The organism is Paractinoplanes rhizophilus (assembly GCF_042664765.1).
Taxonomy (GTDB): domain Bacteria; phylum Actinomycetota; class Actinomycetes; order Mycobacteriales; family Micromonosporaceae; genus Actinoplanes; species Actinoplanes rhizophilus.
This window is the reverse complement of record NZ_JBHTBJ010000015.1, coordinates 80,336-105,523: the sequence shown is the minus strand read 5'-3', so window position 1 is coordinate 105,523 and position 25,188 is coordinate 80,336. Positions and strand designations below refer to the sequence as shown.

The following is a 25,188-nucleotide window of genomic DNA, read 5'->3' as shown; positions in this document are numbered from 1 at the left end:
CGCCGCCGGCGCCGGATCGGCAACCACCCGGGCGGCCTGAGATCCCCGGCGCGACGGTCCGGCCGGTGCGGTCGCCGGCAGCGCGGTTCGGGCCGGCGATGCTCGGCGGAGGTCAGGCGGAGGCGGTCGTGGCGTTCGTGGACAGATATGTCCGGGCCATCGCCCGGGCCGTCTCGGCCATGCGCTCGCGCAGTTCGGGGGGCTCCAAGACCTCGACGTCCGCGCCCAGCTTGAGCAGCTCGACGTGGCCCTGCTTGATCGACTCGATCGGCACGGTGGTGCACAGCCATCCGTCGTCGCCGGGTTCGCCGGCCAGGTCGCGGGCCGTGCGCGACATCTCCGGCGGGAAGACGAAGGCCATCAACCGCAGCGCGTCCTCGGTCATCCGCACGGTCGCCGTCATGCGGTAGACGCTCCGCTCGTATCGCTCGGCCCATTCCTGCCAGAAAGCCGCCAGGTCGAAGCCCTCGGGGCGCTCGGCCGGCGCGTCCAGCACCTCGGCCTCCAGGATGTTCGACACGCGGTAGCCCGTGGTGCGCTCCCGGGCGCTCGCCACCAGATACCACCGGCCGGCCTTGAGCACGACGCCCAGCGGGTTCAGCGTGCGGGTCACCTCGCGCGGCGCCTTCCACCGGCGATAGCGGACCTCGAGAAGGCGGGAGCTCCACACCGCCTCGGCCACCGTGGACAGGTACGGCGTCGGCTCGTCGCCGCGGAACCAGCCGGGCGCGTCCAGGTGGAAGCGTTCGCGTACCCGATCGGCGCGATCGGCCAGCTCGCCCGGCAGCGACGCGCGCAGCTTGAGCTCGGCCGCGGCCAGCACCGAGCCGAGCCCGAGCTCGGCCGCGGGACCCGGCATGCCGGCCAGGAACAGGGTGCCGGCCTCGTCGCCGGTCAGGCCGGTCAGCCGGGTGCGATAGCCGTCCAGCAGCTGATAGCCGCCGGCCGGGCCGCGGTCGGCGTAGATCGGGACGCCGGCCGAGCCGAGCGACTCCACGTCCCGATACACCGTACGGACGGAGACCTCCAGCTCGTCGGCCAGCTCGCGCGCCGTCATCCGCCCCCGGGTCTGCAGCAGCAGGAGGAGGGACACGAGTCGGCCGGCGCGCACCCCCGCACGTTAACCGGCGGATATCACAAAGGGGGAGCCGGACGGACCGGCTCCCCCGGGGAAGACGTGCGGGATCAGAGAGCGGACAGGCGGTTGAGCAGGTCGCGATAGCTGCGCAACTGGACGCGCAGCTGCTCGGTGTCGTCCGAGTTGCCGCCGAGGGCGTCCTTCTGGGCCCGCAGCGCGTCCGTCAGCTTGTCGACCGCCTCGCCGACCAGGGCGGCGGCCTCCGCGGTCGCCTCCTTGGGGCTGTCCACGAAGCGCAGCTGGATGTCGCGGAACCGGTCGGCGAACGAGTCGCCGTCGGTGAAGAGCCGGTCGAGCGCGGTGGCCGGGGCGCCACCGGGAGTGGCGGCGGCCGCCACCGGGACCGGCTCGGGCTCGACGGACACGGGCTGACCGTCGAGCTCGGCCTGCCGCTCGTCGGCCCGCTCCTCGTCGATGGTCTGCTGGGCTTCCGCCTCGGCCGCGGCCCGGTCGCGGGCGTTCTCGTCATCATCGAACGTGTCGGACGAACCAGAGAGCGGCTCCCCGGTGCCGGGCTCGACGGCCTGCGGGCTGTCGAACGTGCCTTTGTCCTGGACCGCGGCGTCCTGGACCGCGGCGTCCTCGGCGCGATGCTCGCCGCCGTCGTCGCCGCGCAGGGAGCCGGCCTCGGTGCCCGTGGAGTCGACGTCGTCGGTGCCCGCGGTGTCGCCGTCGTCGCGGCGAAGCGCGTCGGCGTCGTCGGTGCGCGCGGAGTCGTCGTCGGCGTGCGGGGAGTCGTCGTCGGTGCGTGTGGAGTCGTCGCGGGGCGAGTCGGAGTCGAGGCTCAGGTCGAGGTCGTCGTCCGCGGACCGCTCGGTCACCGTCCCGTCCGGCCCGTACGTCGTCACGGTCCCGTCGCGCCGCGCGGCCGGCTCCTCGTCGGTGCCGTCCCGCAGTTCCTGCTCGGCCAGCTCGTCGTCGGGGCTGCCGGCCTCGACGACGGTGGAGTCGGCATCGCCGGAGTCGGTGCCGCGGGAATCCGAGTCGGTGGACTCGTAGCCGGTGCCGGTGGCCGGGAGGGTGTCGGCCTGAGGAGCCGTGTCGGTGCTGCCCGGTGCGTCACTCCAGGGCGACCCGGCCCGCTGCTGCGGCACCGCGACCGGGTCGGAGGTCACCACGTCGCCGTGCTGGTCACGGTCGCGGTCGGGGTCGTCGGTCTCTTTGGATTCGTTGGAGAAGAACTTCATGGTCGATGGCTCCCTCAGCGGCGGTTGTCGGTGGCGGCATCGGTGTCGGCGGCCCTGCGGGGAGCGGGCGCCGGCTCATCGTCGGAACGGGACCTGAGCTCGTCCTCGGAACGGGAAGCGGGCTCGTCGGCACGGGAAGCGGGCTCGTCGGCACGGGAGATGGGCTCGTCGGAACGGGACGTGGACTCGTCGGAACGGGAGAGGGACTCGTCGTCGGGACTGGAAGTAGCTTCGGGACTGGAAGCAGCTTCGGGACTGGAAGTAGTAGTACCAGCAGTCGTCGACGGCGGAACCGAAACCGGGTCGGTGCCCAGCAGATCCGCGAAAAGTGCCCGGTAATGCACGAGCGCCTGGCGCAGGTCCTCGGTGGTGGCCGACCCCGCCGTGTTCCGCTCGCTGATCTCGTGCGCGTCACGGTAGTGCTGCAGCGTGTTCGCGTGCTCGACGGACAGGTTGGCGAGCCGCTCGTCGTACTCGCCGGTGGGGTAGCCGCGCTCGGCGATCAGGCGGGTGACCAGCTCGTCGGCGGTGCCGACGGCCTCGGACGGGTTGTCCACGAACTGGATCTGCACCTCTTCCCAGGCGGCGCGGTACCGCTGCTGGGACTCCGGCGACAACTCCTTCAGCTCCAGCTCCGCGTGCCGCTTCTCGCGTTCGCGCAGCTCCTTCTCGGCCTCCGTGCGGTTCCCGGTGTCGGCCACCACGCGGTCGTACTCCGGCCCGAAGGTGCTCTGCAGCTTCTTGCGCCGCCCAGCCTGCACGCCGTACACGATCGCGGCGATGACCACCAGGACGACGATTATCAGGACGATGGTGATAACGGGGGACATCGGCCTCCTCCTTCTTCACCCCCGGTTATTCCCACTCACCCGTAGTCGTCAATCCCCTTCCCCGAGAACGGTCCAAAAGGGGTCTGTCGCAAGGTCGACTACGAGAGCGCGCTCTCCCGCATGCCAATCCGCAGGACAAAAAGGACAGTCACGGCATTTATCGTACGGTCAGACGGTGGCTCCGCATGAAGGTTTTACGTATCCTCCCTGAGGCGTACGCGGACGGTGACGGCCCACCGCAAGCGGGCGGTCGTCTCCCCGGGGGGTGCCTGATGAGAACGCGCAACTGGTCGATCCGTTCGAAGATCATCACCATGGTCACCGTGCCGCTGGCGGCCCTGCTCGCGGTGTGGCTGTTCGCGACCGCGCTGACCGCCGGTCCGGCGTTCAGCCTGCTGTCGGCGCGCACTCTCGCCGACAACGTGGGCAACCCGGGCGAGGTCGTGGTCGGCGAGCTCCAGCGCGAGCGCCGCCTCTCCGTGCAGTACCTCTCGGACCCGAGCGCGACCCGTGGCCTGCTCACCGAGCAGCGGGCGGCCACCGACCGAGCCGTCGACGACTTCCGCAAGGCGGCCAGCGGCGGTGACGCCTGGCGCTCGGCCAGTGACAACCTGCGTGGCCGGATCAACCAGTTCTTCACTGAGATCAACGTGCTGCCGTCGCAGCGCTCGCACATCGACCTCCGCGAGCTCGACGCGGTCGGTGCGCAAAACCTGTACAACGGCATGGTCTCGTCGGGCTTCGACATGTTCACGGCCACCGCGACCTTCCCCGACGACGAGATCGACCGGCAGGTCCGCGCGCTGGCCACGCTGGGCCGCGGCCAGGAGTACCTGAGCCGCGTCGACTCGCTGCTGGCCGGCGCCACGGTGGCCGGCCAGTTCACCGACGAGCTGCGCTCGGCGCTGGTGCAGGACGTGGGCACGGCCCGGTTCCTGCTCGCCACCGGCGTCGACGAGATGCCCGCCGAGAGTCGCGCGGCGTATCAGAAGCTGAGCAGCGGGGCCCCGTTCGTGCAGATCAACGGGATGATGGACCGGCTGATCTCGCAGAGCCGGTCCGGGCAGATCTCGCCGGTCGGCGCGGACAGCTGGCACGGGCCGTACACCCAGACCGCCCAGCAGCTGCGCGACTTCGAGAACGCCGCGATCGACGGTCTCGCCGACCGCGGCCAGTCGCTGGCGGTCACCATCCTGATGCGGCTGGCCCTCGCCGCGATCCTCGGTCTGTTCGCGTTCGCGGTCTCGGTCGTCATCTCGGTGCGGGTGGGCCGCTCGATGGTCGGCCGGCTGCGCCGCCTGCGCGCCGAGGCCCTCGAGATGGCCACCGAGCGTCTGCCCAACGTGGTGCGCCGCCTGCAGCGCGGCGAGACGGTGGACGTCGAGGTCGAGACGCCGCCGCTGCGGTACGGCGCGGACGAGATCGGCCAGCTCGGCCACGCGTTCAACGACGTGCAGCGTACGGCCGTGCAGTCGGCGGTCGAGGAGGCCAACGTCCGGCGCGGTCTCAACGAGGTGTTCCTCAACATCGCCCGGCGCAGCCAGACGCTGCTGCACCGCCAGCTCGCCCTGCTCGACCGGATGGAGCGCCGCGAGACCGAGCCGCAGGAGCTGGAGGATCTCTACCGCGTCGACCACCTCGCCACCCGCATGCGGCGCCACGCCGAGGACCTGGTGATCCTCGCGGGCGCCGCCCCCGGCCGTGGCTGGCGCAACCCGGTCCCGGTGGTCGACGTGATCCGCGGCGCGATCAGCGAGGTCGAGGACTACAAGCGCATCGACATCCGCTCGATCGAGTCGTCGGCGATCCTCGGCCGCGCGGTCGGCGACGTGATCCACCTGCTGGCCGAGCTGCTCGAGAACGCGACCTCGTTCTCCCCGCCGCAAACTCGGGTGCAGGTCTCCGGCCAGGTGCTGCCGAACGGGTACGCCATCGAGATCGAGGACCGCGGCCTCGGCATGACCCACGAGGCGATCGACACGGCCAACCGCCGCCTGGTCGAGCCGCCCGACTTCGACCCGGCCGACAGCGCCCGCCTCGGCCTGTTCGTGGTGGCCCAACTGGCCAACCGGCACGGCATCCGGGTCTCGCTGCGCGAGTCCGCGTACGGCGGCGTCACGGCGATCGTGCTGATCCCGGGCGAGCTGGTGGTGGCCGGACCGGATCAGGCGGCCCTGCCCGGCGGCTCCTTGCCGGACCGGTGGGAGCGCCCGCTGGTCGGCTCCGGCACCGAGGACCGGCGCTCGCTCGCGTCGCTGCAGTGGGCGGGCGCCGAGGAGCTGCGCGAGATCACGGTCGCCGGTCGCCCGATCGCCCTGGCCCGCCGCGAGATCGAGATCAGCACCTCCGGCGTGGCCACGACCGAGGAGAAGCCGGCCGAGACCGAGGAGGCGGCGGCGGGGGCGCCGGCCGTCGAACAGCCCACGCCAGCACTGAACGGGCCGGTGCCGTCGTCGGTTGCGGACGGCGTGAACTCCGACGGCCTGGTGCAGCGCCGACGCGTACGCCGCCCGGTCGACCTCGCCACCGCCGGGCCCGCGCCCGCGCCGCCCGCGGCCGAGGTCACCCAGATCCTGCGGGCCGCTGTGGCCCCCGCTGTGGCCCCCGCTGGGCCGGCCACTGAGGACGGTCTGCCCAAGCGGGTCCGCCAGGCCAACCTGGTGCCCCAGCTGCGTCGTCCGGCGGGCGCGTTGCCGGACGAGCCGACCGTCCCGCTCCGCTCGCCCGAGCAGGTGCGCAGCATCATGAGCGCGCTCCAGTCGGGCACCACCCGCGGCCGCATCGACGCGGACCGGCTCGGTGTCCCGAAGCAGCGCACCGGCTCTCCATCTGAAGATCGCCCGAAGCCGGAGAAAAACGGCAACCGGGCATCACCCGGAGGCGCGTCCAGCGCGGATGCGGCTACCGTCATCCTCCCGGCGATCCTGCCGCCCACCGGCAAGCCAACGGAAGAAGCCGGCCCGACGGGAGAAGCCGGCAAGGCGGGACGACGCAGCGCGACCGGACGAGGCAGCGCGGCCAAGCAGGACAACGCGACGGGAGAAGACAGCACGGGAGACGGCGCGGCCGGCGAGAACCGGACCGAGCCGACGGGCAAGAAGAAGACCAGGCCGGAAAAGGACGCATAGTGACCCAGACGACCAACCAGAGCGCGAACCTCACCTGGCTGCTCGACGACCTCGTCGAGCGGGTGCCCACCGCGCGCCAGGCCGTGGTGCTGTCGGCCGACGGGCTGATGATGGGCGCCTCGGCGGGGCTCAAGCGGGAGGACGCGGAACACCTGTCGGCCATGGCGGCCGGCTTCCAGAGTCTGGCCAAGGGGGCGAGCCGGCACTTCAAGGCCGGCCCGGTGCGGCAGACGGTGGTCGAGATGGAGTCGGCCTTCCTCTTCGTGACCGCCGCCGGGCAGGGCGCCTGCCTCGCGGTCCTCGCCTCCAGCGACGCCGACCTCGGCCTGATCGCGTACGAGATGGCCATGCTCGTCACCCGGGTGGGTCAGAACATGAGCGCCCCGGAACGCCCGGCGGTGACCCCCTCCGATGCCGGCTGACCCGATCGGCGTCGCCCACGACTGGCTCGATCACGACGCCGGTCCGGTCGTCCGTCCCTACGCGGTGACACAGGGCCGAGTGGCCCCGACGGGCGGTGAGATCGACATGATGGCGTTCGTCGTGGCGACCACCGCCGAGGCGCAACCGGCTGGCCGCCTCCAGCCGGAGCACCACGCGATCGTCGCGACCGCGCGCGAGCCGATCCCGGTGGTGGAGCTCGCCTCCAGTCTCGACCTGTCCGTCGGTGTGGTCCGGGTTTTGCTCGGTGATCTACGCTCGGCAGGTCTCATCTCGATGTACGAACCCCCGGCGGCCTCCAGGCCGCACGACGTCGACGTACTCAAGGCGGTTGTCAATGGACTCCGTGCGCTCTGACCGCAACGGCGCGTCGTCGCGCATTCCGGTAGCGCTCAAGATCCTTATCGCGGGCGGATTCGGCGCCGGCAAGACCACGATGGTCGGGTCGGTCAGCGAGATTCGCCCGCTGCAGACCGAGGAGATCCTCACCGGCGTCGAGGGCGCCGACGAGGTGGACGGCGTGGAGGGCAAGACCACCACGACCGTGACGATGGACTTCGGCCGCATCACGATCACCGAGGACCTGCAGCTGTACCTGTTCGGCACCCCCGGACAGGACCGCTTCTGGTTCCTCTGGGACGAGCTCTCGCAGGGCGCGCTCGGCGCCGTGGTGCTCGCCGACACCCGCCGCCTCGCCGACTGCTTCCCGTCGATCGACTACTTCGAGCAGCGCGGCACCCCGTTCGTGGTCGCTGTGAACTGCTTCGAGGCCGAGCAGCGCTTCGCCGCCGACGCGGTGGGCCGGGCGCTCGACCTGGACCCCGGCGTCCCGGTCGTGCTGTTCGACGCGCGCGAGCCGCTGGGCGCCCGCAACGTCCTGATCGAACTGGTCGAGTACGTCGCGCGCCGCCAGCTACTGGCCGCCGGCACCCGCTGACCGATCCGGCGAGGCCGAGCGGTCGACCGAAACCGCGCCGTCGTCAGGAGGTGGAACCGGGCCGTCGGCAGAAGGCGGAAGCGCGCCGTCGGCAGGAGGTGGAACCGGGCCGTCGGCAGAAGCGGCGGGGAAGGCGGGACCGGCGGGGACGAAGGACTGCGGCGGGATGGCGATCAACCGGTAGGCGTTCCGCCGCACCACCCGCTCGCCGAGCAGCCCGCGAGTGACCAGCTCGCCGGGCTGCCCGAACGGTCCGCGCCGCCCCCGGTCGACCACGATCTCCTGGGCCCGGGCGAGCGGCAGGTCGAGGGCCCGGGACAGCTCGAGCGCGCCCAGGTGGTTGATGTCGACCAGCCCGCCGTCGTCGAAGGGCCGGCTCAGGATGTCGGGCCGCCCTACGCCGACCTCGATCGCGCGGGCCGGGTCGAACGTCGCGAACTGCCGGGCCTGTTCGCGCAGCGTCTTGGCCCGCTCGTAGTCGCCGGTGCGCACCGCCACCACCGCGCCGTGGATGGTCGCGCTGATCGCGAGCGGCAGCACGATGAAGATCCCGAGCGTCTCGGCGCCCGACGCCTCCTCGTCCAGCCCGGTCGGGTCGACGGCGAACATCAGAACGCCCACCACGAGCAGCACGAAGTAGACGGCCGCGGTGATGAACTGGGCCCGGTCGCGGCGGCGGACGGCCGTGTAGAGGAAGTAGCTCCAGCTGGCCATCGTGCAGGTCGCCAGCGGCACGATCGCCGCGAACAGCACCTCCACCACCGATGCACGCTGCGTGGACGGCCGCCAGTAGAGCGGCGGCAGGGCCGGGTGCGGCGCGGGTGGCGAGACCTGCGCGGGAATCGACGGCACCGGTGCAGGGGCCGGGATCGCGGGCGCAGGCGCGGGCGCGGGAATCGAGGGCGCCGGCGCAGGAGAAGGAACCGGGTCGGGCGGCGGCGCCGGCTCGCTTCGCAGGATCTTGCGGTGCGCCTCCTGCATCCGCTCGCCCGGCTCGGCGCCGAACTCGTCCAGGAAGTACTCCCGGGAGTCGCGGAACACCGCCAGCGCCTCGGCCTGCCGCCCGGTCTGATGCAGCGCGAGCATGAGTTGGGCCCGCAGCCCCTCGCGCAGCGGGAATTCCGCCACGAGCTGGGTCAGCTCCGGGATGATCATGGCCGCGCGCCCCTGCGCCAGCCCGATCTCGGCCCACGTCTCCCAGGCCGAGGCGCGCGCGTCGGCCAGCCGGGTGCGGGCCGCCTCGAAGACCGACCCGCCCAACCCGGCCAGGGCCTCGCCGCGCCAGAGACCCAACGCGCCCCGGAGCGTGCTCGCCGCCTCGAGCGGGCGGTCGGCCGCCCGCTCGGCCGCGGCCCGCTTGACCGCCGCCTGGAACTCGTCGGCATCCACCACCGCGCCGGCCGTGCGCAGCACGTACCCGCTGCCGGTGAGCGCGAGCAACTCGCCGGGCGTGCGCGGCGCCCGGTCGGGATCGAGGGCCCGGCGCAGGCCGGCGACGTATTTCTGCACCACGTTGGCGCCGTTCTCCGGCGGCTCGTCGCCCCACACGGCGTCGACGATCTGGTGGGTCGGCACCGGGCGGCCGGCCTGCAACAGCAGCACGGCCAGAACCGCGCGTTGTTTCGCCGGGCCGAGATCGACCGGAAGGCCCGCGCGGAACGCCCGCACCTCGCCGAGGACCTCAAACCTCAAGCGGTCGTCGACCGCCACCAGACACCCCCTGAGCAGCACTTATCTGGAACCGCAGCGAAACGGCAGCGGGCAGCAGCATAACCGCAGCGCGACGGCGGCGGAGTTCCGCAGTCTTCGATCCGTCGGTGGCGACCGCCACGTCAGGCACGATCCGAACCCCACCTGAGAAAGACGATGACGATGACCGCACGCAAGGCGCAACTCGCTGGACTCGCTGCCATCCTGGCCCTCTCCACCGTCGGCTGCGGGGCGCAGAAGGACGCGGCCGATCCGCCCGCCGCGGCGCCGACGTCGACCAAGCCCGCCGACCCGCAGGTCGTGCTCATCGACGCGGTTCCGGGCGACGACGACGGGGCCTACCACTTCGAGGTGAAGGGCGCCGAGGTGCCGACCTCCGGCGTGCTGGACGCCCCGAAGAAGGCCGCCGAGATCAAGGCGGTGCAGACCGAGCCGGACGCCGGCTTCACGCTCACCATGACCACCCGCATGATCGGGGAGCAGACCTGGGTCAAGATGGCGTTCCGCCCGGCGGCCATCCCCGGCCTTCCCAAGATCCCGAAGAACTGGCAACTTCTCGACGAGTCCAAGATCAAGGACAAGGACCTCATCGGGTACGACGGATCGCTCGACCCCGGTTTCACCAAGTTGCTCGTGCAGAAGTCGACCGGGATCAAGGAGACCAGCCCCGGCCACTTCGCCGGCACGACCGACCTGACCCAGTCGACCGAGGCCGAGATCGTCGACGAGAAGACCCTCAAGGCGCTGGGCGACAAGGCCAAGAAGGTGCCGTTCGAGGCGGTCGTCGACGCCGACGGCAATCTGACCAGCCTGGTCGCCAAGATCCCGGCGGCCGGCAAGGTCAAGGCCAAGACGTACGCGGTCAAGTACGACGGCTTCGGCAAGACCGCCACCCCGGCCGCGCCGGCCGCGGGTGAGCAGCAGAAGGCCACGAGCGTCATCTACGAGATGCTGGCTGGCTGATCAACCGGCGGTCGCGCGGGTCTACGGGGGTCCGCGCGGCCGCCCCAGCATGTCCGAAGACGGGACCGACTCTTGATCCACGACACAGCGAGCCGGTGCACGCTCTGCGACCGGCTGGTGCTGGGCCTGGCGGGACACGACTGGACCGTCCTGCCCTGGATGGTGGAATCCGGCTCGGGAGCTCTTCCCGGGCCGTGTCACGTCACCTGCCTGGCCGATCGGGAATGTGCGAGCGCCTGGGCGGAGTCCGTCGAGGCGTACCACTGCAAGCGCTGGCCGCTCTGGCTGGCCGGCGTGGACGCCGGCGTCCGCTGGCGCCTGCACAGTAGCCGCTCGGCGCGGCAGTTCCACCTGTGGCGGTCCGACGGCCGGCTGAGCTCCTTCCCGTACGACGTCCTGCACGGCGGCCCGGTGTCCCTGACCACCGACCTCGCCGAGATCGGCACCGCGCACGCCGCGACCCTGCTGGCGGCGATGGGCACCGACGCGGACGGCGTGCGCGTGCCCCTCGCGTACGTCATCACCGCTCTTGATCTGCATGACCGCTATCCGCGCCTGACCGGAACGGTGACCCGGGACCTGCGGGGCGACGGCCTCGACGCGGCCGACGTCGTGACCGCCCGCCACCCGCTGCCACTGCCGCCGGCCTGCCGGCGCGCCGCCGATCGCCTGATGCGGACGCCCTGGTAGCAAAGCGTCCACCACCGCGCGCCCCGGATGTGGTGGGATTTGGGCATGGGCGCGAACGATGAGCTGATCTACGTCGGCGGCTACACGGGTGACAAGGGCGGCGCGGCCGAGGGCATCGGGCTGCTGCGGCGCGACCCGGCCTCGGGCGTGCTGACCCGCCTCGGCGTGGCGGCGCGCACACCCTCGCCGTCCTTCCTCGCGCAGCATCCGACGCTGCCGGTCCTCTACGCGGTCAACGAGCTGGAGCCGGACGGCACGGTCAGCGCGTTCCGCGTGGCCGAGGACGGCGAGCTGACCCCGCTGGCGGTCCAGCCGACCGGCGGCTCCGACCCGGCCCACGTCTCGGTCACCTCCGACGGGCAGTTCCTGCTGGTCGCCAACTACTCGAGCGGCTCGGTCGCGGTGCATCCGCTCGACCCCGAGGGTGCGCCGGGGGAGCGCAGCGACCTGCTCGACCTCGAGGGCAGCGGGCCCGACGCGGAACGCCAGAGCGGGTCGCACGCCCACATGGTGGTCGCCGACCGGGGCGCCGTGCTCGTCGCCGACCTGGGCGCCGACCGGGTGTGGCGGTGCCGGCTCGACCCGGTGAGCGGCCGGCTCACGATGCTGACGCCGGCGGTCACCGCCAAGCCGGGCACCGGCCCGCGCCACCTGCGCCACGCTCCGGACGGCACCCTGCTGCTGGTCGGCGAGCTGGCGGCCAACCTGACCTGGTATCGCCCGGCCGCCGACGGCTCGCTGGAGCTGGCCGGCGAGCTGCCGTCGAGCGCCCAGGCCGGCCCGACCTTCCCCTCCGAGATCACCTGCGGCCGGGACGGTCGGTTCCTCTACGTGGCCAACCGCGGGCCGAACACCGTCGCGACGTTCGCGTGGGACGGTGAGCGGGCCACGCCGCTCGCCGAGGTGAGCACCGGCGGTGACTGGCCGCGGCACATGGTCCTGCTCGGGGATCACCTCTACGTAGCCAATCAGCTGTCACAGACCGTGACAACGTTGAGGATCGATCGCGAGACCGGCATCCCCGAGGCCGAGGGTGAGGCAACGGCCGAGGCCAGCCCCACCTGCCTGTTGCGCTGGACATCGATGACCGTCAGATGATGCGCTAGATGGGGCGATCCCGACACATCTGAAAAATGCCCGCAACCCGGGCACGGCCCCGCACTGCTCGAGATGGAAACATCACGGAAGGTTACTTTGTCGGCCAAGTGACCTAATCCGAGTAACTTTCCGCCGAACGTATATGGCATTCGGCTTCTGTGATGCGCACTATAGAGCGCGTGTCAGGCCGCCATCGTCGAAACTTCAATTTCCGAGGAGCGGGCGTCGTCGGTGCCGCGATGGCTGTTGTCGTCGTGTTCGCCGGGTCCTACGTGGGCTACCAACGACTGTCCGACTCCAAGTGCACCGGCTCCATCCGGTTGACCGTCGCTGCCGCGACGGAGATCGCGCCTGCCATCGAGCAGACCGCACAACGCTGGATCCAGGACGGCGCCAACGTCAACGGGACCTGTGTCGCCGTGACCGTCAACGGGGTCAACCCGGCGACCATGGCCGCCGCGGTGGCCAGCGAGCACAAGGTCACGCTGGCCGGCCTCGGCGCCGCCCCCGAGTCGGTGAAGGTGCCCGACGTCTGGGTCGCCGACTCGTCGACCTGGCTGCTGCGGCTCAAGCAGGAGGCCACCGGCTTCGTGCCGACCGACGGCAAGCCGATCGCGCAGAGCCCGGTCGTCGTCGCCATGCCACAGCCGATCGCCGAGAAGGCCGTCGACTGGCCCAACAAGAAGCTGGGCTGGAAGGACCTGCTGGCGCAGCTGACTACCAGCACCCAGCTGCGCACCGGCATGGTCGACCCGACCCGCGACGCGGCCGGCCTCTCCGGCCTGCTCGCGCTCGGGCAGGCGGCCGGCACCGGGCCGCAGGCCCAGGCGGCCAAGGTGGGCGCGATCAAGGCCCTGGCCAACAGCGCCTCCGCGCTGCGCGAGGACCTGCTGCAGAAGTTCCCGCACTCGGCCGACGCCAACGACCTCGCGACCAGCCTGAGCGCGGCGCCGCTGTCGGAGGAGGACGTGGTCGCGTACAACGCGGAGAAGCCGCCGGTGCCGCTGGTCGCGCTCTACCTCGACCCGAGCCCGCTGCCGCTGGACTACCCGTACGCGATCATGCCGGAGGTCGACCTGCAGAAGTCGGCCGCCGCGACCGCCCTGCGGCAGCAGCTGCAGACTCCCGCGTTCAAGAACGCGCTGGCCTCCGTGGGCCTGCGCTCCCCGGACGGCTCGGCGGGCGCCGGCTTCGCGGCTCCGCTCGGCGCGCCGGACGCCTCGCCGGCCGTCTCCGCCAGCAAGGCGGACGGCAAGTCGGCCGGCGGCTCGGCCGCGGCCGGGCTGGACGCCAGCGTGCTCGCCCAGGCGCTGGGCAGCTGGGCGGCGGTCACGCTGCCGGGCCGGGTGCTCGCCGTCTTCGACGTGTCCGGCTCGATGCTCGAGCCGGTGCCGACCGCGGGCGGCGCCGACCGGGCCGCGGTCACCAGAGGCGCGGCGCGCGGTGGTCTCGCGCTCTTCGACGACAAGTGGGCCGTCGGCGTGTGGTTGTTCTCGACCGAGCTGGACGGGAAGAAACCGTACAAGCAGATCGTCCCGATCAGCCCGCTCTCGTCGTCGCGGCAGACGATCCAGGAGTCGATCGGCAAGATCGTGCCGAAGAAGAACGGCGACACGGGTCTCTACGACACGCTGCTGGCCGCGTACCAGAACGTGCAGAACACGTGGCAGCCGGGCAAGGTCAACTCGGTCATCCTGTTCACCGACGGCGTGAACGAGAACAAGGACGGCATCAGCCAGCAGACGCTGGTCGCCAAGCTGAAGGCGCTCAACGACCCGAAGCGCCCGGTCCGCGTGGTGATCGTCGGCATCGGCACCGGCGTCAACCGGCAGGAGCTCGAGACGATCGTGAAGCCGACGGCCGCGGGCGGCGTGTTCATCGCGCCGGACCCGGCGAAGATCGGTGAGATCTTCCTCGAGGCGATCGCGACCCGCACCGGGGCGAACTAAACCCCCATACCGTACGAACCGGCGGCCGTCACCGATGGGGTGGCGGCCGTCGGCGCGTCCGGCGGCAGGGGAGGTAGTGTCTGCTGCACCATGGCGGTTCACGATGGGCCGGACCCGATGCACGCCGCGGCGATCGACGACGCCGCGCAAGCCCTGCTGTTCGCCTGGGACCAGGCGCGCGAGCAGGTGACGCCGCGACTCTCCTGGCCTCAGCTGAACGCCCTGCTCGCCGTCGAGCGAGCCGAGGGCGTCAATCTGGGCGGCCTCGCCGCCGAGCTCAACATGCTGCTCTCGTCGGCGAGCCGGCTGTGCGACCGGCTGGTCGCCAACGGCATGGTCGAGCGGGTTCCGGGGCGGGCCGACCGCCGCGAGATCGCGCTCTACCTCACGCCGTCGTCCCGGGCGCTGCTGGCCGAGCTGCGGCGGATCCGCCGGCGGGCGCTGACCGAGACGCTGGAGCGGATGTCGGGCGCCGGCCGGGCGTCGCTGCTGCGCGGCCTCACCGAGTTCGCGGCGGCGTCCGTCGAAACCGGCAAGGACGCCGCCGCCGCGGCCCGCTCGGCGTAGCGGCCCGCTCGGCGTAGCGGCGCGCTCGGGATAGCGGCTCGGCGGCTCGGCGGCTCAACGGCTCGGCGGCTCAACGGCCCGGCTGCCGGCGGGTCAGCGGGTCAACCAGGCCGCGGGATCGGCGCGTACCGCCTGGACCACCGCGTCGGCGGCGCCGCGCATCGCCGCGTCCGGCCCCAGCGTGGCCGCCCGCAGCGTGACCGGCGCCAGCGCCGAGGTCAGCACCCGGCGGGTCAGCTCGGCCTCGATCCCGGCCCGCAGCTGGTCGAACTCCGGCGCGTAGGCGCCGCCCAGCACGATCACCCCGATGTCGAGCAGGTTGACCACCGCGGCCAGCGCGATGCCGAGCGCCGACGCGGCCAGCGCCGCGTCCGCCGCCACCTGTTCCTGGCCCGCGTACTGCTCCAGGCAGCCGTTCGCCCCGCACCGGCAGGGCCGCCCGTCGGGGTAGACCGTCACGTGCCCGATCTCGCCGCTCCAGCCCCGGCCGCCCCGGTACAGCTCGCCGTCGAGCACGATCCCGGCGCCGATGCCGATCTCGCCCGACACGTACAGGAAGGTCCGCTCGCCTTCGGCCGACGCCAGTGCGGCCAGGTTGGCCTCGTTGTCGACGATCAGCGGCAGGTCGGCCAGCCCGGGCAGCAGCGCGGGCACGTCCACGTCCTGCCAGCCGAGGTTGGGCGCCACCCGCACCAGCCCGTCCGCCGCGACCAGGCCGGGCACCGCCAGCGCCGCCCCGGCCAGCGTCAGCCCCTCGGCCGCGGCCGCCGCCCGGGCCCGCGAAGCGAGCGAGTCGAGCGCCGACAGCGCGTCGGCGGGTGCGAGCGGCCGCTGGTCGCCGTGCTCGACGATCCGTTGCCGCACCTCGCCGGTGAGCGAGACCACACAGGCGGCCAGGTAGTCGACGTTGATCTCCAGCCCTAGCCCGGCCGGCCCGGCCGCGTTGAGGGCCAGCCCGGCCGCCGGCCGTCCGGCCCCGGTGCGCGGCGCCGGGTCGTGCTCGGTCAGCAGGCCGCCGGCGATCAGGTCGTCCACCAAGGCGGACACCGTGGCACGAGTCAGGCCGGTCCCGGACGCGATCGCCGCCCGAGATGGCCGATCTGTGCTGTTCGCCACGGTTTGCAGCACCAGCGCGAGATTATGGGCCCGCACGCTCGATTGCCGCACGGGAGCGCGGGAGGCAGTCATGATTCGGGCCGTCACGCCCTTGACATTGCCACACCGGCTTCAAATAATTCAACCAATAAACAAATCGAGACAGTTTCGTGGAGGTAACCGTGCCGGTCCAGCCCACACGTGAAGACAAGTTCTCCTTCGGCCTTTGGACCGTCGGATGGCAAGCGCGCGACCCCTTCGGTGACGCGACCCGCGCCCCGCTCGACCCGATCGAGGCAGTGCACAAGCTCTCCGAGATCGGCGCCTACGGCATCACGTTCCACGACGACGACCTGGTTCCGTTCGGGGCCGACGCGCACACCCGCGACGGCGTCATCGCCAACTTCAAGAAGGCGCTCGACGAGACCGGCATGATCGTCCCGATGGTCACCACCAACCTGTTCACCCACCCGGTGTTCAAGGACGGCGGCTTCACCAGCAACGACCGCTCGGTCCGCCGCTACGCGCTGCGCAAGGTCATGCGCCAGATGGACCTCGGCGCCGAGCTGGGCGCCAAGACGCTGGTGCTCTGGGGCGGCCGCGAGGGCGCCGAGTACGACGTGGCCAAGGACATCCGCGCCGCGCTCGACCGCTACGCCGAGGGCCTCAACCTGATCGCGCAGTACTCCGAGGACCGCGGCTACGGCCTGCGCTTCGCCATCGAGCCCAAGCCCAACGAGCCCCGCGGCGACATCCTGCTGCCGACCGCCGGCCACGCCATCGCGTTCGTCAACGACCTGGAGCGCCCCGAGCTGTTCGGCATCAACCCCGAGGTCGGCCACGAGCAGATGTCCAACCTCAACTTCGCCCAGGGCATCGCCCAGGCGCTGTGGCACAAGAAGCTGTTCCACATCGACCTGAACGGTCAGCACGGCCCCAAGTTCGACCAGGACCTGGTCTTCGGCCACGGCGACCTGCTCAACGCGTTCGCGCTGGTCGACCTGCTGGAGTTCGGCGGGCCGCAGGGCGCCCCGGCGTACGACGGCCCCCGCCACTTCGACTACAAGCCGTCGCGCACCGAGGACTACGAGGGCGTCTGGGAGTCGGCGCGCGCCAACATCCGGATGTACCTGCTGCTCAAGGAGCGGGCGGCGGCGTTCCGGGCCGACCCGGCCGTGCAGGAGGCCCTCGCGGCCAGCGGCGTGGCCGAGCTCAACACCCCGACCCTCAACGCGGGCGAGACGTACCAGGACCTGCTCAACGACCGCAGCGCGTTCGAGGACTTCGACCCGGACGCGGCCGGCGAGCGCGGCTACGGCTTCGTCAAGCTCCACCAGCTCGCCATCGACCACGTCCTGAAGGCCGACTGACGACATGACTCTGGTAGCCGGAATCGACAGTTCCACCCAGTCCTGCAAGGTGGTCATCCGCGACGCGGAGACCGGCAAGCTCGTCCGGCAGGGCCGGGCGAGCCATCCGGACGGCACCGAGGTGCATCCGGACGCCTGGTGGGCCGCGCTCCAGGAGGCGATCGACCAGGCCGGCGGCCTGGACGACGTGGCCGCGGCCTCGGTCGCGGGCCAGCAGCACGGCATGGTGGTGCTCGACGAGAACGGCGAGGTGGTCCGCCCGGCGCTGCTGTGGAACGACACGCGCAGCGCCGGCGCGGCCGCCGACCTCATCGCCGAGCTCGGCGGCGGCGACAAATGGGCCGAGGCCGTGGGCATCGTCCCGGTGGCCAGCTTCACCCTGACCAAGCTGCGCTGGCTGGCCCGGCACGAGCCGGCGAACGCGGCCCGGGTGGCGGCGGTCTGTCTGCCGCACGACTGGCTGACCTGGAAGCTCTCCGGGTCCACCGACATCTCGACGATCAAGACCGACCGCAGCGACGCCAGCGGCACGCTGTACTGGTCGGCCAAGACCAACCAGTACCGCCCCGACCTGCTCGAGCTGGGCTTCGGCCGGCAGATAGCGACGCCCGAGGTGCTCGGCCCGACCGGCATCGCCGGCCACCTGCCCAACGGCGCCCCGCTCGGCCCGGGCGCCGGTGACAACGCGGCGGCGGCCTTCGGCACCGGCGCGGGCCCCGGCGACGTGGTGGTCTCGATCGGCACGTCGGGCACGGTCTTCGTCAGCTCCGACGTCTCGCCCGACGACCCGAGCGGCACGGTGGCCGGCTTCGCCGACGTCACCGGCCGGTTCCTGCCGATCGTGGTGACGCTCAACGCGGCCCGGGTGCTCGACGCCGCCGGCAAGCTGCTCGGCGTCGACCACGACACCCTCTCCAAGCTGGCGTTGGAAGCGCCGGCCGGGGCAGATGGCCTGGTCCTCATCCCCTACCTCGAGGGTGAGCGCACCCCCAACCGGCCGAACGCGACCGGCGCCATCCACGGCCTCACGCTCAAGACCTCCGACCCGGCCCACTTGGCCCGGGCCGCGGTCGAGGGCATGCTCGGCGCGCTGGCCGACGGTCTCGACGCGCTGGTCCAGCGGGGCGCGGCCGCCAACCGCATCGTGCTGATCGGCGGCGGCGCCCGGAGCGAGGCCGTTCGCAAGATCGCGCCGGAGCTCTTCGGGCTGCCGGTGATCGTCCCGCCACCGGGGGAGTACGTCGCCGACGGAGCGGCACGCCAGGCCGCGTGGGTGGCCGCCGGCTCGGCCGAGCCGCCGGTCTGGTCGGCCGAGTCCCCCGAGACGTACGAGGCGACGCCCGTTCCGCTCATCAGGCAGCAGTACAAGGCCGCGCAAGACGCGGTCCTCGACCGGTTTGGCATGGGTTTTCCGCCGCGGGCCAATTGAGTCCGTCCCAACTATTCTTCTCGCGTGAGAAAGGGCGGCACCGCGCACCGCGTCTACAGCGTCGTGGTCTTCGTGATCCTCGCGTCGCTGGACAACGTGGCGATCGGCCTGGTGCCGCCCCTCTACGGCAGCATCGGCGACACCTTCGGGGTCGGCGAGGGCCACATCGCGCTGGCCACCACGATCATGTTCCTGATCAGCGCGGTGGCGGCGATCGGCTTCGCGTACGCCGGCGACCGCACCGACCGCAAGCCGGTGCTGATCCTCGGCACCGCGATCTGGGTCGCCGGCACCGCCTGGTCCGGCCTCTCCCACGGGTACGCGTCGTTCCTGCTCGCCCAGGTGGTCGCGTCGTTCGGCCTCGGCGCCGTCGCCTCGGTCAGCTTCGCCGTGGTCAGCGACCTCATCTCGCCCAAGCGCCGCGGCCTGGTGATGAGCTTCTGGGGCCTGTCCCAGGGCGTCGGCACGCTGGCCGGCACGCTGCTGGGCGGCCTGCTCGGGCACAACAACTGGCGCCAGCCCTTCCTGGTCGCCGCGACCGCCGGCGTGGTCGCCACGGTGGCGTACCTGTTCACCTACAACGTGCCCCGCGGCGAGAGCCAGCCCGAGCTGGCCGGCGTCGAGTACGACGAGCGGATCCACGCCGGCGACCTGCCGGTGATCCTCGGCCGGCGCACCAACATCTGGCTGATCTTCCAGGGCTTCACCGCGCAGATCGCGCTGGGCTCGCTGGTCTGGCTGCCGATCCTGTTCCGCTCCCGGGCCGAGGACCAGGGCTACTCGGCGGGCACCGCGGTGCTGGTCGGCAGCGTCTTCGCCACGCTGTTCCAGCTGGGCGGCGCGCTGAGCATCCTCGGCGGCCTGGTCGGCGACCGGCTGCAGCGCCGTACGCCGCGGGGCCGGGCGCTGGTGGCCGCGGTCGGCGTGCTGGCCGCCGTACCCTTCTATCTGGTCTTGTTCTTCGTGCCGATGACCATCGACGTGCCCGATGGGGCCGGCACCGGAACGGTCATCCGGGCCGTGCTCGCCGACGTCTTCACCGAGCCGACGGTCGGATTCTGCCTGATCACCGCGGTCTTCGCGCTGATGCTGACCTCGGCCAACTCGCCGAACTGGTTCGCGCTGATCGCCGACGTGAACCCGCCCGAGCACCGCGGCACCGTCTACAGCCTCGGCAACCTGGTGAACGGCTTCGGCCGGGCCGGCGGCAACGCGATGGTGGCGGTGGCCTTCCGCGGCCTGGCCGGCGCGTTCCCGCCGCCGCTGAACTACGCGCTCGGGCTGGCCGGCTTCCAGCTCTTCTGGGTGCCGACCGGGGTCATGTTCTGGCTGGCCAGCCGGACGGTGGCGAAGGACATGGCCGATACGCACTCCGCCCTGCTGGTGGCCGCGTCGGAGTCAGAGCACCGCCCAGACGGTGACGTCGGTGGGGACGCCGCCATCGGTGTCGAGGGGCTCGCTCGCGAGTAGCACGGTCGCGCCGGCCGGCAACGGGACTGGTCCGGCGCCGAAGTTCGTCAGCACCAGCACTTCCCCGTTGCGGAACGCCAGTGCCTTCTCGGGCGTCTGCTGCCACTCGATCGTGCCGCGGCCCAGGCCGTGCTCCTTGCGCGCCGCCAGGGCGGCCCGGTACAGCTCCCACGTCGAGCCGGGCACGCCCTGCTGACGGTCGAGGGCGTACTCGGCCCAGACCGCCGGCTGCGGCAGCCAGCTGTGGTCCGACGGGCCGAAGCCGTACGACGGAGCGTCCGCCTCCCACGGGATCGGCACCCGGCAACCGTCCCGGCCCACCACGGTGTGCCCCGAGCGCGTCCGGGCCGGGTCCTGCCGGTGCTCGTGCGGCATCGTGGTGTGTTCGGGCAGGCCCAGCTCCTCGCCCTGGTAGAGGTAGGCCGAGCCGGGCAGGGCCAGCATCTGCAGGGTGGCCGCCCGGGCCCGGCGCAGGCCGAGCGCCGTGTCCGGCTGCGGGTCGTCCGGCCCGATGCCGTGCAGCCGGGCCTCGCCCACCGGGAAGCCGAGCCGGGTGGCGTGCCGCATCACGTCGTGATTGGACAGCACCCAGGTGGTGGGCGCGCCGACCTCGTCGTTGGCGGCCAGCGACCGGTTGATCACCGCGCGCTGGTCGGCCGGCCGCCAGGGCGCGCTCAGGTACAGGAAGTTGAACGCCTGGTGCATCTCGTCCGGCCGGACGTACCGGGCGAGCCGCTCGGCGGGCTGCACCCACGCCTCGGCCACCAGGATCCGGCCACCCTCGTACTCGTCGACGACCCGGCGCCATTCCCGATAGATCTCGTGTACGCCCTCCTGGTCCCACATCGGCGGCGGCGGCCCGACCGGCTCGAGCCCGCCCAGGATCGTCGACGGACCTTCCCAATCGCTCAGGCTCTCCTCCTTGACCAGCCCGTGCGCCACGTCCACCCGGAAGCCGTCCACGCCCCGGTCGAGCCAGAACCGCAGGATGCTCACGAACTCGGCGCGCACCTCGGGGTTGCCCCAGTCGAGGTCGGGCTGCGAGACGTCGAACAGGTGCAGGTACCACTGCCCGTCGGGCACCCGCTCCCAGGCGCTGCCGCCGAACGTGCTCGTCCACGCGTTGGGCGGGAGGGCGCCGTCCGGCCCGCGCCCCGCCCGGAAGATGTAGCGCGCCCGCTCCGGGCTCCCCGGGGGCGATGCCAGCGCCGCCTGGAACCACTCGTGCTCGCTGGAGGTGTGGTTGGGCACGAGGTCCACGATGACCTTCAGCCCGAGGGCGTGCGCCTCGCCGATCAGCTTGTCGGCGTCGCTCAGGTCGCCGAAGCGCGCGTCCACGCCGCGGTAGTCGGCCACGTCGTACCCGGCGTCGTTCTGCGGCGAGGGGTAGAAGGGGGAAAGCCAGACGGCGTCGACGCCGAGCTCCTTGAGCCGGGGCAGGCGCCCGGTGATCCCGGGCAGGTCACCCATGCCGTCGCCGTCGCTGTCGGCGAACGACCGCGGATAGACCTGATAGATGACCGCGTCACGCCACCACTGGTGCTGGTTGAGCATGCCACCAGGATGTCAGTCGTCGAGGATGGCGGCGAACCGCTCCTCGGCCAGGTCGAGCTGGTCGAGGATGTGGTCCTTGGCCGCCACCGACAGCGGGGTGTCCGGCCGCCCGACCAGCTCGCGCAGCTTGGGCACCAGCGGACGGTACTTCGTCGCCGAGGAGAACGCCTTCGCGGCGGTGGTGTGGATGACGCCCACGCCGTTGTCGGTGAAGTCGGAAACCTTGATCACCCGGGCCCAGGGGTCGCGGTCGAGGCTGGCCGCCACGTGCTCGCGGTACTGCTCGTGGCGGTCGCGCTCGGGATCGTACTCGGGGTTGGTCACCGACCGGACCAGCTCGGCCACCCGCGGGTTGAAGCGGCGCGCCAGCTCGGCGATGGCCGCCTCGGTGAGTTCCTGGTGGGTTCCGGTGGCGAGCATGCCGAGCTCGGCCGGGTGGTCCTCGACGGCGTCGTGCAGCAGCGCGGCGGTGAGCACGTCGACGTCGCGGACCCCGTAGTACTTGACGATGCGGATGGCGACCCGCAGCAGGTGGTTGAGGTAGGGCTCGCGGACCCGGCGGTCACCGGCGTGCAGCTTGGCGGCCAGGCCGAGTGCCTCGCGCAACTGCTCCGCCTCGGCGGGCGGGAAGGCGTCGACCTCGAGGAGGAACCGGTCGCGCAGCCCCTCCTCGCCGTAGACCTCGGTGATCGCATGCAGTGGCATCGACAGGAGCATCCGCGCGGCCGCCATGCGCACACTGTAGTGGTCAGTTGTTGCTTGTCGACCTCATCGGCACGGGGCGGGGGGACGGGCGGCGAGCGACCGGGGCGAGAGACGCCTGTTTGAGCGACCACGGGTTGGCGTTCTCGGCGTGCACGCCCCGTTTCGGGGTGCCGGCGCCGTCGGTGAACTCCTCCTCGGTCATCGCCTGCAGCGCGCTCAGCGCCACGCCCACGATGGTGGCCGCGGTGATCAGCGTGATCGGCACGATCATCGTGAGCGGCCGGATCCCGTGCACCTGATCGATCATGTCGGGATCGAGGTGCACCGACATGGCAGCCATCCCGGTGTAGTGCATGCCGCACACCGCGATCGCCATGATCGCGGCGGCGACGCTGACCCGGGCCCAGCCGCGCACCGAGATGGCGAACCAGTGGGCGATCGTGGACGCCACCACCGCGATGATCGCCGAGGCGATGACGAGCGAGAGGTTGTAGTGCATCTCGCCGGCGACGTGCATGCCCTCCATGCCGGAGTAGTGCATCGCCAGCACCCCGCCGCCGGTCAGCAGGCCGGCGCCGAGCACCTTGGGAAAGCTGCGCTTGCCGTGCCCGACGATCATCAGCCCGAGTCCCACCGCGATCACCGCGCAGACCAGGCTGACCAGCGTCATCGGCACGTCGAAGCGCACCGGGCTGGCGGGAACGTCGAAGCCGAGCATGGCGGCGAAGTGCATCAGCCAGATCGCGCCGCCGCCGATCGAGAACGCGGCGATGCCGAGCCAGCGGTTGCGCCGGCCGCGGGTGCGGGCGTTGCGGGCCCGCGCCGTGCAGAGCAGCCCGAAGAGCGAGCCGAGGAACGCCAGGAGGTAGGCGGCGATGGGATTGAAGACCCCGTACGTGAAGTGATGGACCTCTGTCACTGCGCAAAGGTCCCGGACAACAACGGACATTTATCGCACCGCGTGTGCGGCCCCACCACAAAGAGAACCCGGGGCCACCGCATCGGTGGCCCCGGGTGAACGTGGTTCGGGAGGAGAGGGATCAGGTGAAGATGCTGACGCCGCCCGGGCCGACCAGCAGGCCGACGATGATCAGCACGATGCCCCAGATGAGCTGCCGCCGGAAGAGCGCGAGGATACCGGCGACCACCAGAATGACTGCGAGGATCCAGAGGAGAACGTCCATGCACACCGGTTACCCGAGGCGCCGGAAAACAAAACCACCTTATGTGGCGACCAATTGAAGATCGGCTTCTTCGGAAAGTAGCTGGTAGACGTTGTACGCCTGCTTGATCACCGGGTGCGCCACATTGCGCACCGGCACGCCGCCCGGCGTCCGTCCCCGCTCCGAGCCGTGGTGCGCGTGCCCGTGCAGCGCGAGGGCGGCCGGCACCGAGTCGATCGCCCGCCCGAGCTGGTAACAGCCGAGGAACGGGTAGATCTCCAGCGGCTCGCCGAGCAGCGTGTCCGGCACGGGGGAGTAGTGCGTGAGTGCCACGAGCGCGTCCACCTGCACCGACTTGAGGGCGTCCTCGAGCCGCCGCGCGACGACCTCGGTGGTCTCGACGAAGTCCTTCATCTCGCGCTCGCCGAAGTTGCTCGCGCAGGCGCCCGCGAAGCCGCCGCCGAACCCCTTCACCCCGGCCACGCCGAGCCGGTGCCCGTGCAGCTCCAGCACGGTCGCCTCGCCCTCGAGCACGGTGATGCCCGACGTGGTGAGCAGGTCGATGATCCGCGACTGCTGGTCGCTCTGGTGGTCGTGATTGCCCAGCACCGCGACCACCGGAACGGCCAGCCCGCCGAACTCCCGCGCGAAGCAGCGAGCCTCCTCGACCGTGCCGTGCCGGGTCAGGTCGCCGGCCACCAGCAGCGCGTCGGCGTGCTCCGGCAGTTCCTCGAGGGCGGGCCGGAACCGGCCGAGAACGTCCTTGTCCACGTGCACGTCGCCCACGGCGGCGATCCGGATCATGAAATCTCCTCCACATCGCTGGGCGCCTGGGCCCGGGTGATGCCGATGTCGCAGACCAGCTCCACATCGGGGAACCGCTCGGTGATCTGACGGCAGATCTCGTCCCGCCGGTGCGGGCTCTCCACCTCACCGCCGAGCACGAGCGCGTGCTCGCGGCGGTGCACGGTGATGCCGAGTTCGGCGATCCGCCCGTCGGTGAGCATGCTCTGGATCTCGGCTTCCAGGTATTCGTCGAGTTGGGTGCTCATCTCATCCCCCTTCCCCATCCGGCTCGTCCCTATCGCTGGGGACGACGTCCAATCGGTCGAGCAGGATCAGGAAGGCCTCCGCGTACGGCGAGCCCGCGGTCTCCCGCCGCACACGCTGCCAGTCGATCTGCTCGCGCAGCGAGCGCGCCACCGGGAAGCCGGTCGCGAAGTCGCAGTAGTGCTGGCTGTAACTGAGCAGCTTGTGGATCATCAGCTGGGTCGCCGAGATCACCGGCATGCTGATCGCCTCGACCGAGATCACCTCGGTGTCGGCCAGCGTCTCGTCGGTCACCGGCGTCTCGACCGGGCGATGGATCAGATCCACCATCCGGTCCTCGTCGTAGACCTTGACCAGCCAGTCCTCGGGCGGTTGCTCGGTGCGGAAGCCGACCGCGGCGAGCGCCTTGAGCGCCTGTTCCTTGTCCTGCTCGCGCAGCAGGAAGTCGACGTCGTGGTCGCTGGAGTGGCCGCCGTGCGCGTACACCGCGAAGCTGCCGCCGAGCGCGAAGGGGATGTCGGCCGTCTTGAGCGTGGAGGCCACCCGCTTGAGCGTGGTGGCCAGGCCGGCGTCCACGTGGTGCGGCATGGGCGTTCTCCCTGTTCGACTCCGGTCCGTGCCGGTAACCCGTACCCGACCCGACCCGGTCTGAACCACAAGCAAAATCAACTGCTCAACCCCATTTTGGTACGGGAATGAGCACCGTTTCCGTGA

General features: G+C 71.6%; 23 protein-coding genes and 1 pseudogene. 12 read left to right on the top strand and 12 right to left on the bottom strand.

The features are described 5' to 3' along the window. Window positions 1-112: 112 nt before the first annotated feature. The 3 genes and pseudogenes from ACFQS1_RS21395 to ACFQS1_RS21385 all read right to left on the bottom strand — a co-directional run. Window positions 113-1,111 (bottom strand): helix-turn-helix transcriptional regulator, encoded by a 999-nt coding sequence (locus tag ACFQS1_RS21395; RefSeq protein WP_378971024.1) that lies wholly within the window; start codon window positions 1,109-1,111, stop codon window positions 113-115. Window positions 1,112-1,185: 74 nt separating this feature from the next. After that, window positions 1,186-2,325 carry a hypothetical protein gene (locus tag ACFQS1_RS21390; protein WP_378971022.1) on the bottom strand — a complete coding sequence of 380 codons (1,140 nt, stop codon included), beginning with the start codon at window positions 2,323-2,325 and terminating at the stop codon, window positions 1,186-1,188. Window positions 2,326-2,618: 293 nt separating this feature from the next. Continuing rightward, window positions 2,619-3,155, bottom strand: a pseudogene (locus ACFQS1_RS21385) (hypothetical protein); the annotation flags it as partial. A 272-nt stretch (window positions 3,156-3,427) separates the two neighbouring features. Between ACFQS1_RS21385 and ACFQS1_RS21380 the strand changes: the two are divergent. Genes ACFQS1_RS21380 through ACFQS1_RS21365 form a run of 4 tightly spaced genes read left to right on the top strand, consistent with a single transcriptional unit; the run spans window position 3,428 to window position 7,661 of the window. Further along, entirely contained in the window at window positions 3,428-6,283 is a 2,856-nt protein-coding gene (locus tag ACFQS1_RS21380; RefSeq protein ID WP_378971018.1) for a sensor histidine kinase, read from the top strand. After that, complete coding sequence (locus ACFQS1_RS21375; protein WP_378971016.1) at window positions 6,283-6,705, top strand: roadblock/LC7 domain-containing protein; 423 nt, start codon at window positions 6,283-6,285, stop codon at window positions 6,703-6,705. Before ACFQS1_RS21380 ends, ACFQS1_RS21375 begins: the two co-directional genes overlap by 1 nt. Next, entirely contained in the window at window positions 6,695-7,081 is a 387-nt protein-coding gene (locus tag ACFQS1_RS21370; protein ID WP_378971014.1) for a DUF742 domain-containing protein, read from the top strand. Before ACFQS1_RS21375 ends, ACFQS1_RS21370 begins: the two co-directional genes overlap by 11 nt. Beyond that, a complete protein-coding gene (locus ACFQS1_RS21365) occupies window positions 7,062-7,661 on the top strand; it encodes a GTP-binding protein (protein ID WP_378971011.1) in 600 nt (199 codons plus the stop codon). The genes ACFQS1_RS21370 and ACFQS1_RS21365 overlap by 20 nt, the downstream gene beginning before the upstream one ends. On the opposite strand, the gene ACFQS1_RS21360 is transcribed toward ACFQS1_RS21365, so the two are convergent. Next, complete coding sequence (locus tag ACFQS1_RS21360; protein ID WP_378971009.1) at window positions 7,638-9,371, bottom strand: BTAD domain-containing putative transcriptional regulator; 1,734 nt, start codon at window positions 9,369-9,371, stop codon at window positions 7,638-7,640. The genes ACFQS1_RS21365 and ACFQS1_RS21360 overlap by 24 nt on opposite strands. A gap of 162 nt (window positions 9,372-9,533) precedes the next feature. On the opposite strand from ACFQS1_RS21360, the gene ACFQS1_RS21355 reads away from it, so the two are divergent. The 5 genes from ACFQS1_RS21355 to ACFQS1_RS21335 all read left to right on the top strand — a co-directional run bounded on the left by ACFQS1_RS21355 (window position 9,534) and on the right by ACFQS1_RS21335 (window position 14,638). Next, window positions 9,534-10,334 carry a hypothetical protein gene (locus ACFQS1_RS21355; RefSeq protein ID WP_378971007.1) on the top strand — a complete coding sequence of 267 codons (801 nt, stop codon included), beginning with the start codon at window positions 9,534-9,536 and terminating at the stop codon, window positions 10,332-10,334. Window positions 10,335-10,406: 72 nt separating this feature from the next. Then, complete coding sequence (locus tag ACFQS1_RS21350) at window positions 10,407-11,024, top strand: hypothetical protein (protein ID WP_378971005.1); 618 nt, start codon at window positions 10,407-10,409, stop codon at window positions 11,022-11,024. A gap of 45 nt (window positions 11,025-11,069) precedes the next feature. Beyond that, the gene (locus ACFQS1_RS21345) at window positions 11,070-12,122 is read left to right on the top strand and encodes a lactonase family protein (protein WP_378971003.1); all 1,053 of its coding nucleotides are present in this window, start codon (window positions 11,070-11,072) and stop codon (window positions 12,120-12,122) included. Between the two features lie 239 nt (window positions 12,123-12,361). Then, on the top strand, window positions 12,362-14,071 hold the full coding sequence (locus tag ACFQS1_RS21340; RefSeq protein WP_378971001.1) for a VWA domain-containing protein: 1,710 nt from the start codon (window positions 12,362-12,364) through the stop codon (window positions 14,069-14,071). A gap of 90 nt (window positions 14,072-14,161) precedes the next feature. Then, window positions 14,162-14,638 carry a MarR family winged helix-turn-helix transcriptional regulator gene (locus ACFQS1_RS21335; protein ID WP_378970999.1) on the top strand — a complete coding sequence of 159 codons (477 nt, stop codon included), beginning with the start codon at window positions 14,162-14,164 and terminating at the stop codon, window positions 14,636-14,638. A gap of 93 nt (window positions 14,639-14,731) precedes the next feature. Here the strand turns inward: ACFQS1_RS21335 and ACFQS1_RS21330 are convergent, their stop codons facing one another. Then, a complete protein-coding gene (locus tag ACFQS1_RS21330; RefSeq protein ID WP_378970997.1) occupies window positions 14,732-15,826 on the bottom strand; it encodes an ROK family protein in 1,095 nt (364 codons plus the stop codon). An 89-nt stretch (window positions 15,827-15,915) separates the two neighbouring features. On the opposite strand from ACFQS1_RS21330, the gene xylA reads away from it, so the two are divergent. Genes xylA through ACFQS1_RS21315 form a run of 3 tightly spaced genes read left to right on the top strand, consistent with a single transcriptional unit; the run spans window position 15,916 to window position 20,002 of the window. Continuing rightward, window positions 15,916-17,103 carry a xylose isomerase gene (gene xylA / locus ACFQS1_RS21325; RefSeq protein WP_378970995.1) on the top strand — a complete coding sequence of 396 codons (1,188 nt, stop codon included), beginning with the start codon at window positions 15,916-15,918 and terminating at the stop codon, window positions 17,101-17,103. A 4-nt stretch (window positions 17,104-17,107) separates the two neighbouring features. After that, window positions 17,108-18,532, top strand: coding sequence for a xylulokinase (xylB, locus tag ACFQS1_RS21320; protein WP_378970993.1), 1,425 nt, complete (start codon window positions 17,108-17,110; stop codon window positions 18,530-18,532). A gap of 24 nt (window positions 18,533-18,556) precedes the next feature. Further along, window positions 18,557-20,002: an MFS transporter gene (locus ACFQS1_RS21315; protein ID WP_378970991.1), complete on the top strand. Its 1,446-nt coding sequence runs from the start codon at window positions 18,557-18,559 to the stop codon at window positions 20,000-20,002. Here the strand turns inward: ACFQS1_RS21315 and ACFQS1_RS21310 are convergent. The 7 genes from ACFQS1_RS21310 to ACFQS1_RS21280 all read right to left on the bottom strand — a co-directional run bounded on the left by ACFQS1_RS21310 (window position 19,931) and on the right by ACFQS1_RS21280 (window position 25,062). After that, a complete protein-coding gene (locus tag ACFQS1_RS21310) occupies window positions 19,931-21,556 on the bottom strand; it encodes a glycoside hydrolase family 13 protein (protein WP_378970989.1) in 1,626 nt (541 codons plus the stop codon). The genes ACFQS1_RS21315 and ACFQS1_RS21310 overlap by 72 nt on opposite strands. A 12-nt stretch (window positions 21,557-21,568) precedes the next feature. Continuing rightward, window positions 21,569-22,288 carry an HD domain-containing protein gene (locus ACFQS1_RS21305; protein WP_378970987.1) on the bottom strand — a complete coding sequence of 240 codons (720 nt, stop codon included), beginning with the start codon at window positions 22,286-22,288 and terminating at the stop codon, window positions 21,569-21,571. A gap of 16 nt (window positions 22,289-22,304) precedes the next feature. Beyond that, window positions 22,305-23,180: an MHYT domain-containing protein gene (locus tag ACFQS1_RS21300; protein WP_378970985.1), complete on the bottom strand. Its 876-nt coding sequence runs from the start codon at window positions 23,178-23,180 to the stop codon at window positions 22,305-22,307. Window positions 23,181-23,301: 121 nt separating this feature from the next. Beyond that, entirely contained in the window at window positions 23,302-23,445 is a 144-nt protein-coding gene (locus ACFQS1_RS21295) for a GPGG-motif small membrane protein (RefSeq protein WP_020514625.1), read from the bottom strand. Between the two features lie 39 nt (window positions 23,446-23,484). Next, window positions 23,485-24,228 (bottom strand): metallophosphoesterase family protein, encoded by a 744-nt coding sequence (locus ACFQS1_RS21290; protein WP_378970983.1) that lies wholly within the window; start codon window positions 24,226-24,228, stop codon window positions 23,485-23,487. Then, window positions 24,225-24,476 carry a hypothetical protein gene (locus tag ACFQS1_RS21285; protein WP_378970981.1) on the bottom strand — a complete coding sequence of 84 codons (252 nt, stop codon included), beginning with the start codon at window positions 24,474-24,476 and terminating at the stop codon, window positions 24,225-24,227. Before ACFQS1_RS21285 ends, ACFQS1_RS21290 begins: the two co-directional genes overlap by 4 nt. A gap of 1 nt (window position 24,477) precedes the next feature. Continuing rightward, window positions 24,478-25,062, bottom strand: a complete 585-nt coding sequence (locus tag ACFQS1_RS21280) for a nucleotidyltransferase (RefSeq protein WP_378970979.1) — start codon at window positions 25,060-25,062, stop codon at window positions 24,478-24,480. Window positions 25,063-25,188 lie beyond the last annotated feature (126 nt).

Excerpts from the sequence above, each read along its gene's own strand:
- ACFQS1_RS21345 (WP_378971003.1), top strand. The coding sequence starts at position 11,070 with ATGGGCGCGAACGATGAGCTGATCTACGTCGGCGGCTACACGGGTGAC.
- ACFQS1_RS21365 (WP_378971011.1), top strand. The coding sequence starts at position 7,062 with ATGGACTCCGTGCGCTCTGACCGCAACGGCGCGTCGTCGCGCATTCCG.
- ACFQS1_RS21340 (WP_378971001.1), top strand. The coding sequence starts at position 12,362 with ATGGCTGTTGTCGTCGTGTTCGCCGGGTCCTACGTGGGCTACCAACGA.
- ACFQS1_RS21280 (WP_378970979.1), bottom strand. The coding sequence starts at position 25,062 with ATGCCGCACCACGTGGACGCCGGCCTGGCCACCACGCTCAAGCGGGTG.
- ACFQS1_RS21310 (WP_378970989.1), bottom strand. The coding sequence starts at position 21,556 with ATGCTCAACCAGCACCAGTGGTGGCGTGACGCGGTCATCTATCAGGTC.
- ACFQS1_RS21330 (WP_378970997.1), bottom strand. The coding sequence starts at position 15,826 with ATGACTGCCTCCCGCGCTCCCGTGCGGCAATCGAGCGTGCGGGCCCAT.
- ACFQS1_RS21285 (WP_378970981.1), bottom strand. The coding sequence starts at position 24,476 with ATGAGCACCCAACTCGACGAATACCTGGAAGCCGAGATCCAGAGCATG.
- ACFQS1_RS21370 (WP_378971014.1), top strand. The coding sequence starts at position 6,695 with ATGCCGGCTGACCCGATCGGCGTCGCCCACGACTGGCTCGATCACGAC.
- ACFQS1_RS21305 (WP_378970987.1), bottom strand. The coding sequence starts at position 22,288 with ATGGCGGCCGCGCGGATGCTCCTGTCGATGCCACTGCATGCGATCACC.
- ACFQS1_RS21380 (WP_378971018.1), top strand. The coding sequence starts at position 3,428 with ATGAGAACGCGCAACTGGTCGATCCGTTCGAAGATCATCACCATGGTC.
- xylB (WP_378970993.1), top strand. The coding sequence starts at position 17,108 with ATGACTCTGGTAGCCGGAATCGACAGTTCCACCCAGTCCTGCAAGGTG.
- ACFQS1_RS21390 (WP_378971022.1), bottom strand. The coding sequence starts at position 2,325 with ATGAAGTTCTTCTCCAACGAATCCAAAGAGACCGACGACCCCGACCGC.
- ACFQS1_RS21335 (WP_378970999.1), top strand. The coding sequence starts at position 14,162 with ATGGCGGTTCACGATGGGCCGGACCCGATGCACGCCGCGGCGATCGAC.
- ACFQS1_RS21290 (WP_378970983.1), bottom strand. The coding sequence starts at position 24,228 with ATGATCCGGATCGCCGCCGTGGGCGACGTGCACGTGGACAAGGACGTT.
- ACFQS1_RS21295 (WP_020514625.1), bottom strand. The coding sequence starts at position 23,445 with ATGGACGTTCTCCTCTGGATCCTCGCAGTCATTCTGGTGGTCGCCGGT.
- ACFQS1_RS21355 (WP_378971007.1), top strand. The coding sequence starts at position 9,534 with ATGACCGCACGCAAGGCGCAACTCGCTGGACTCGCTGCCATCCTGGCC.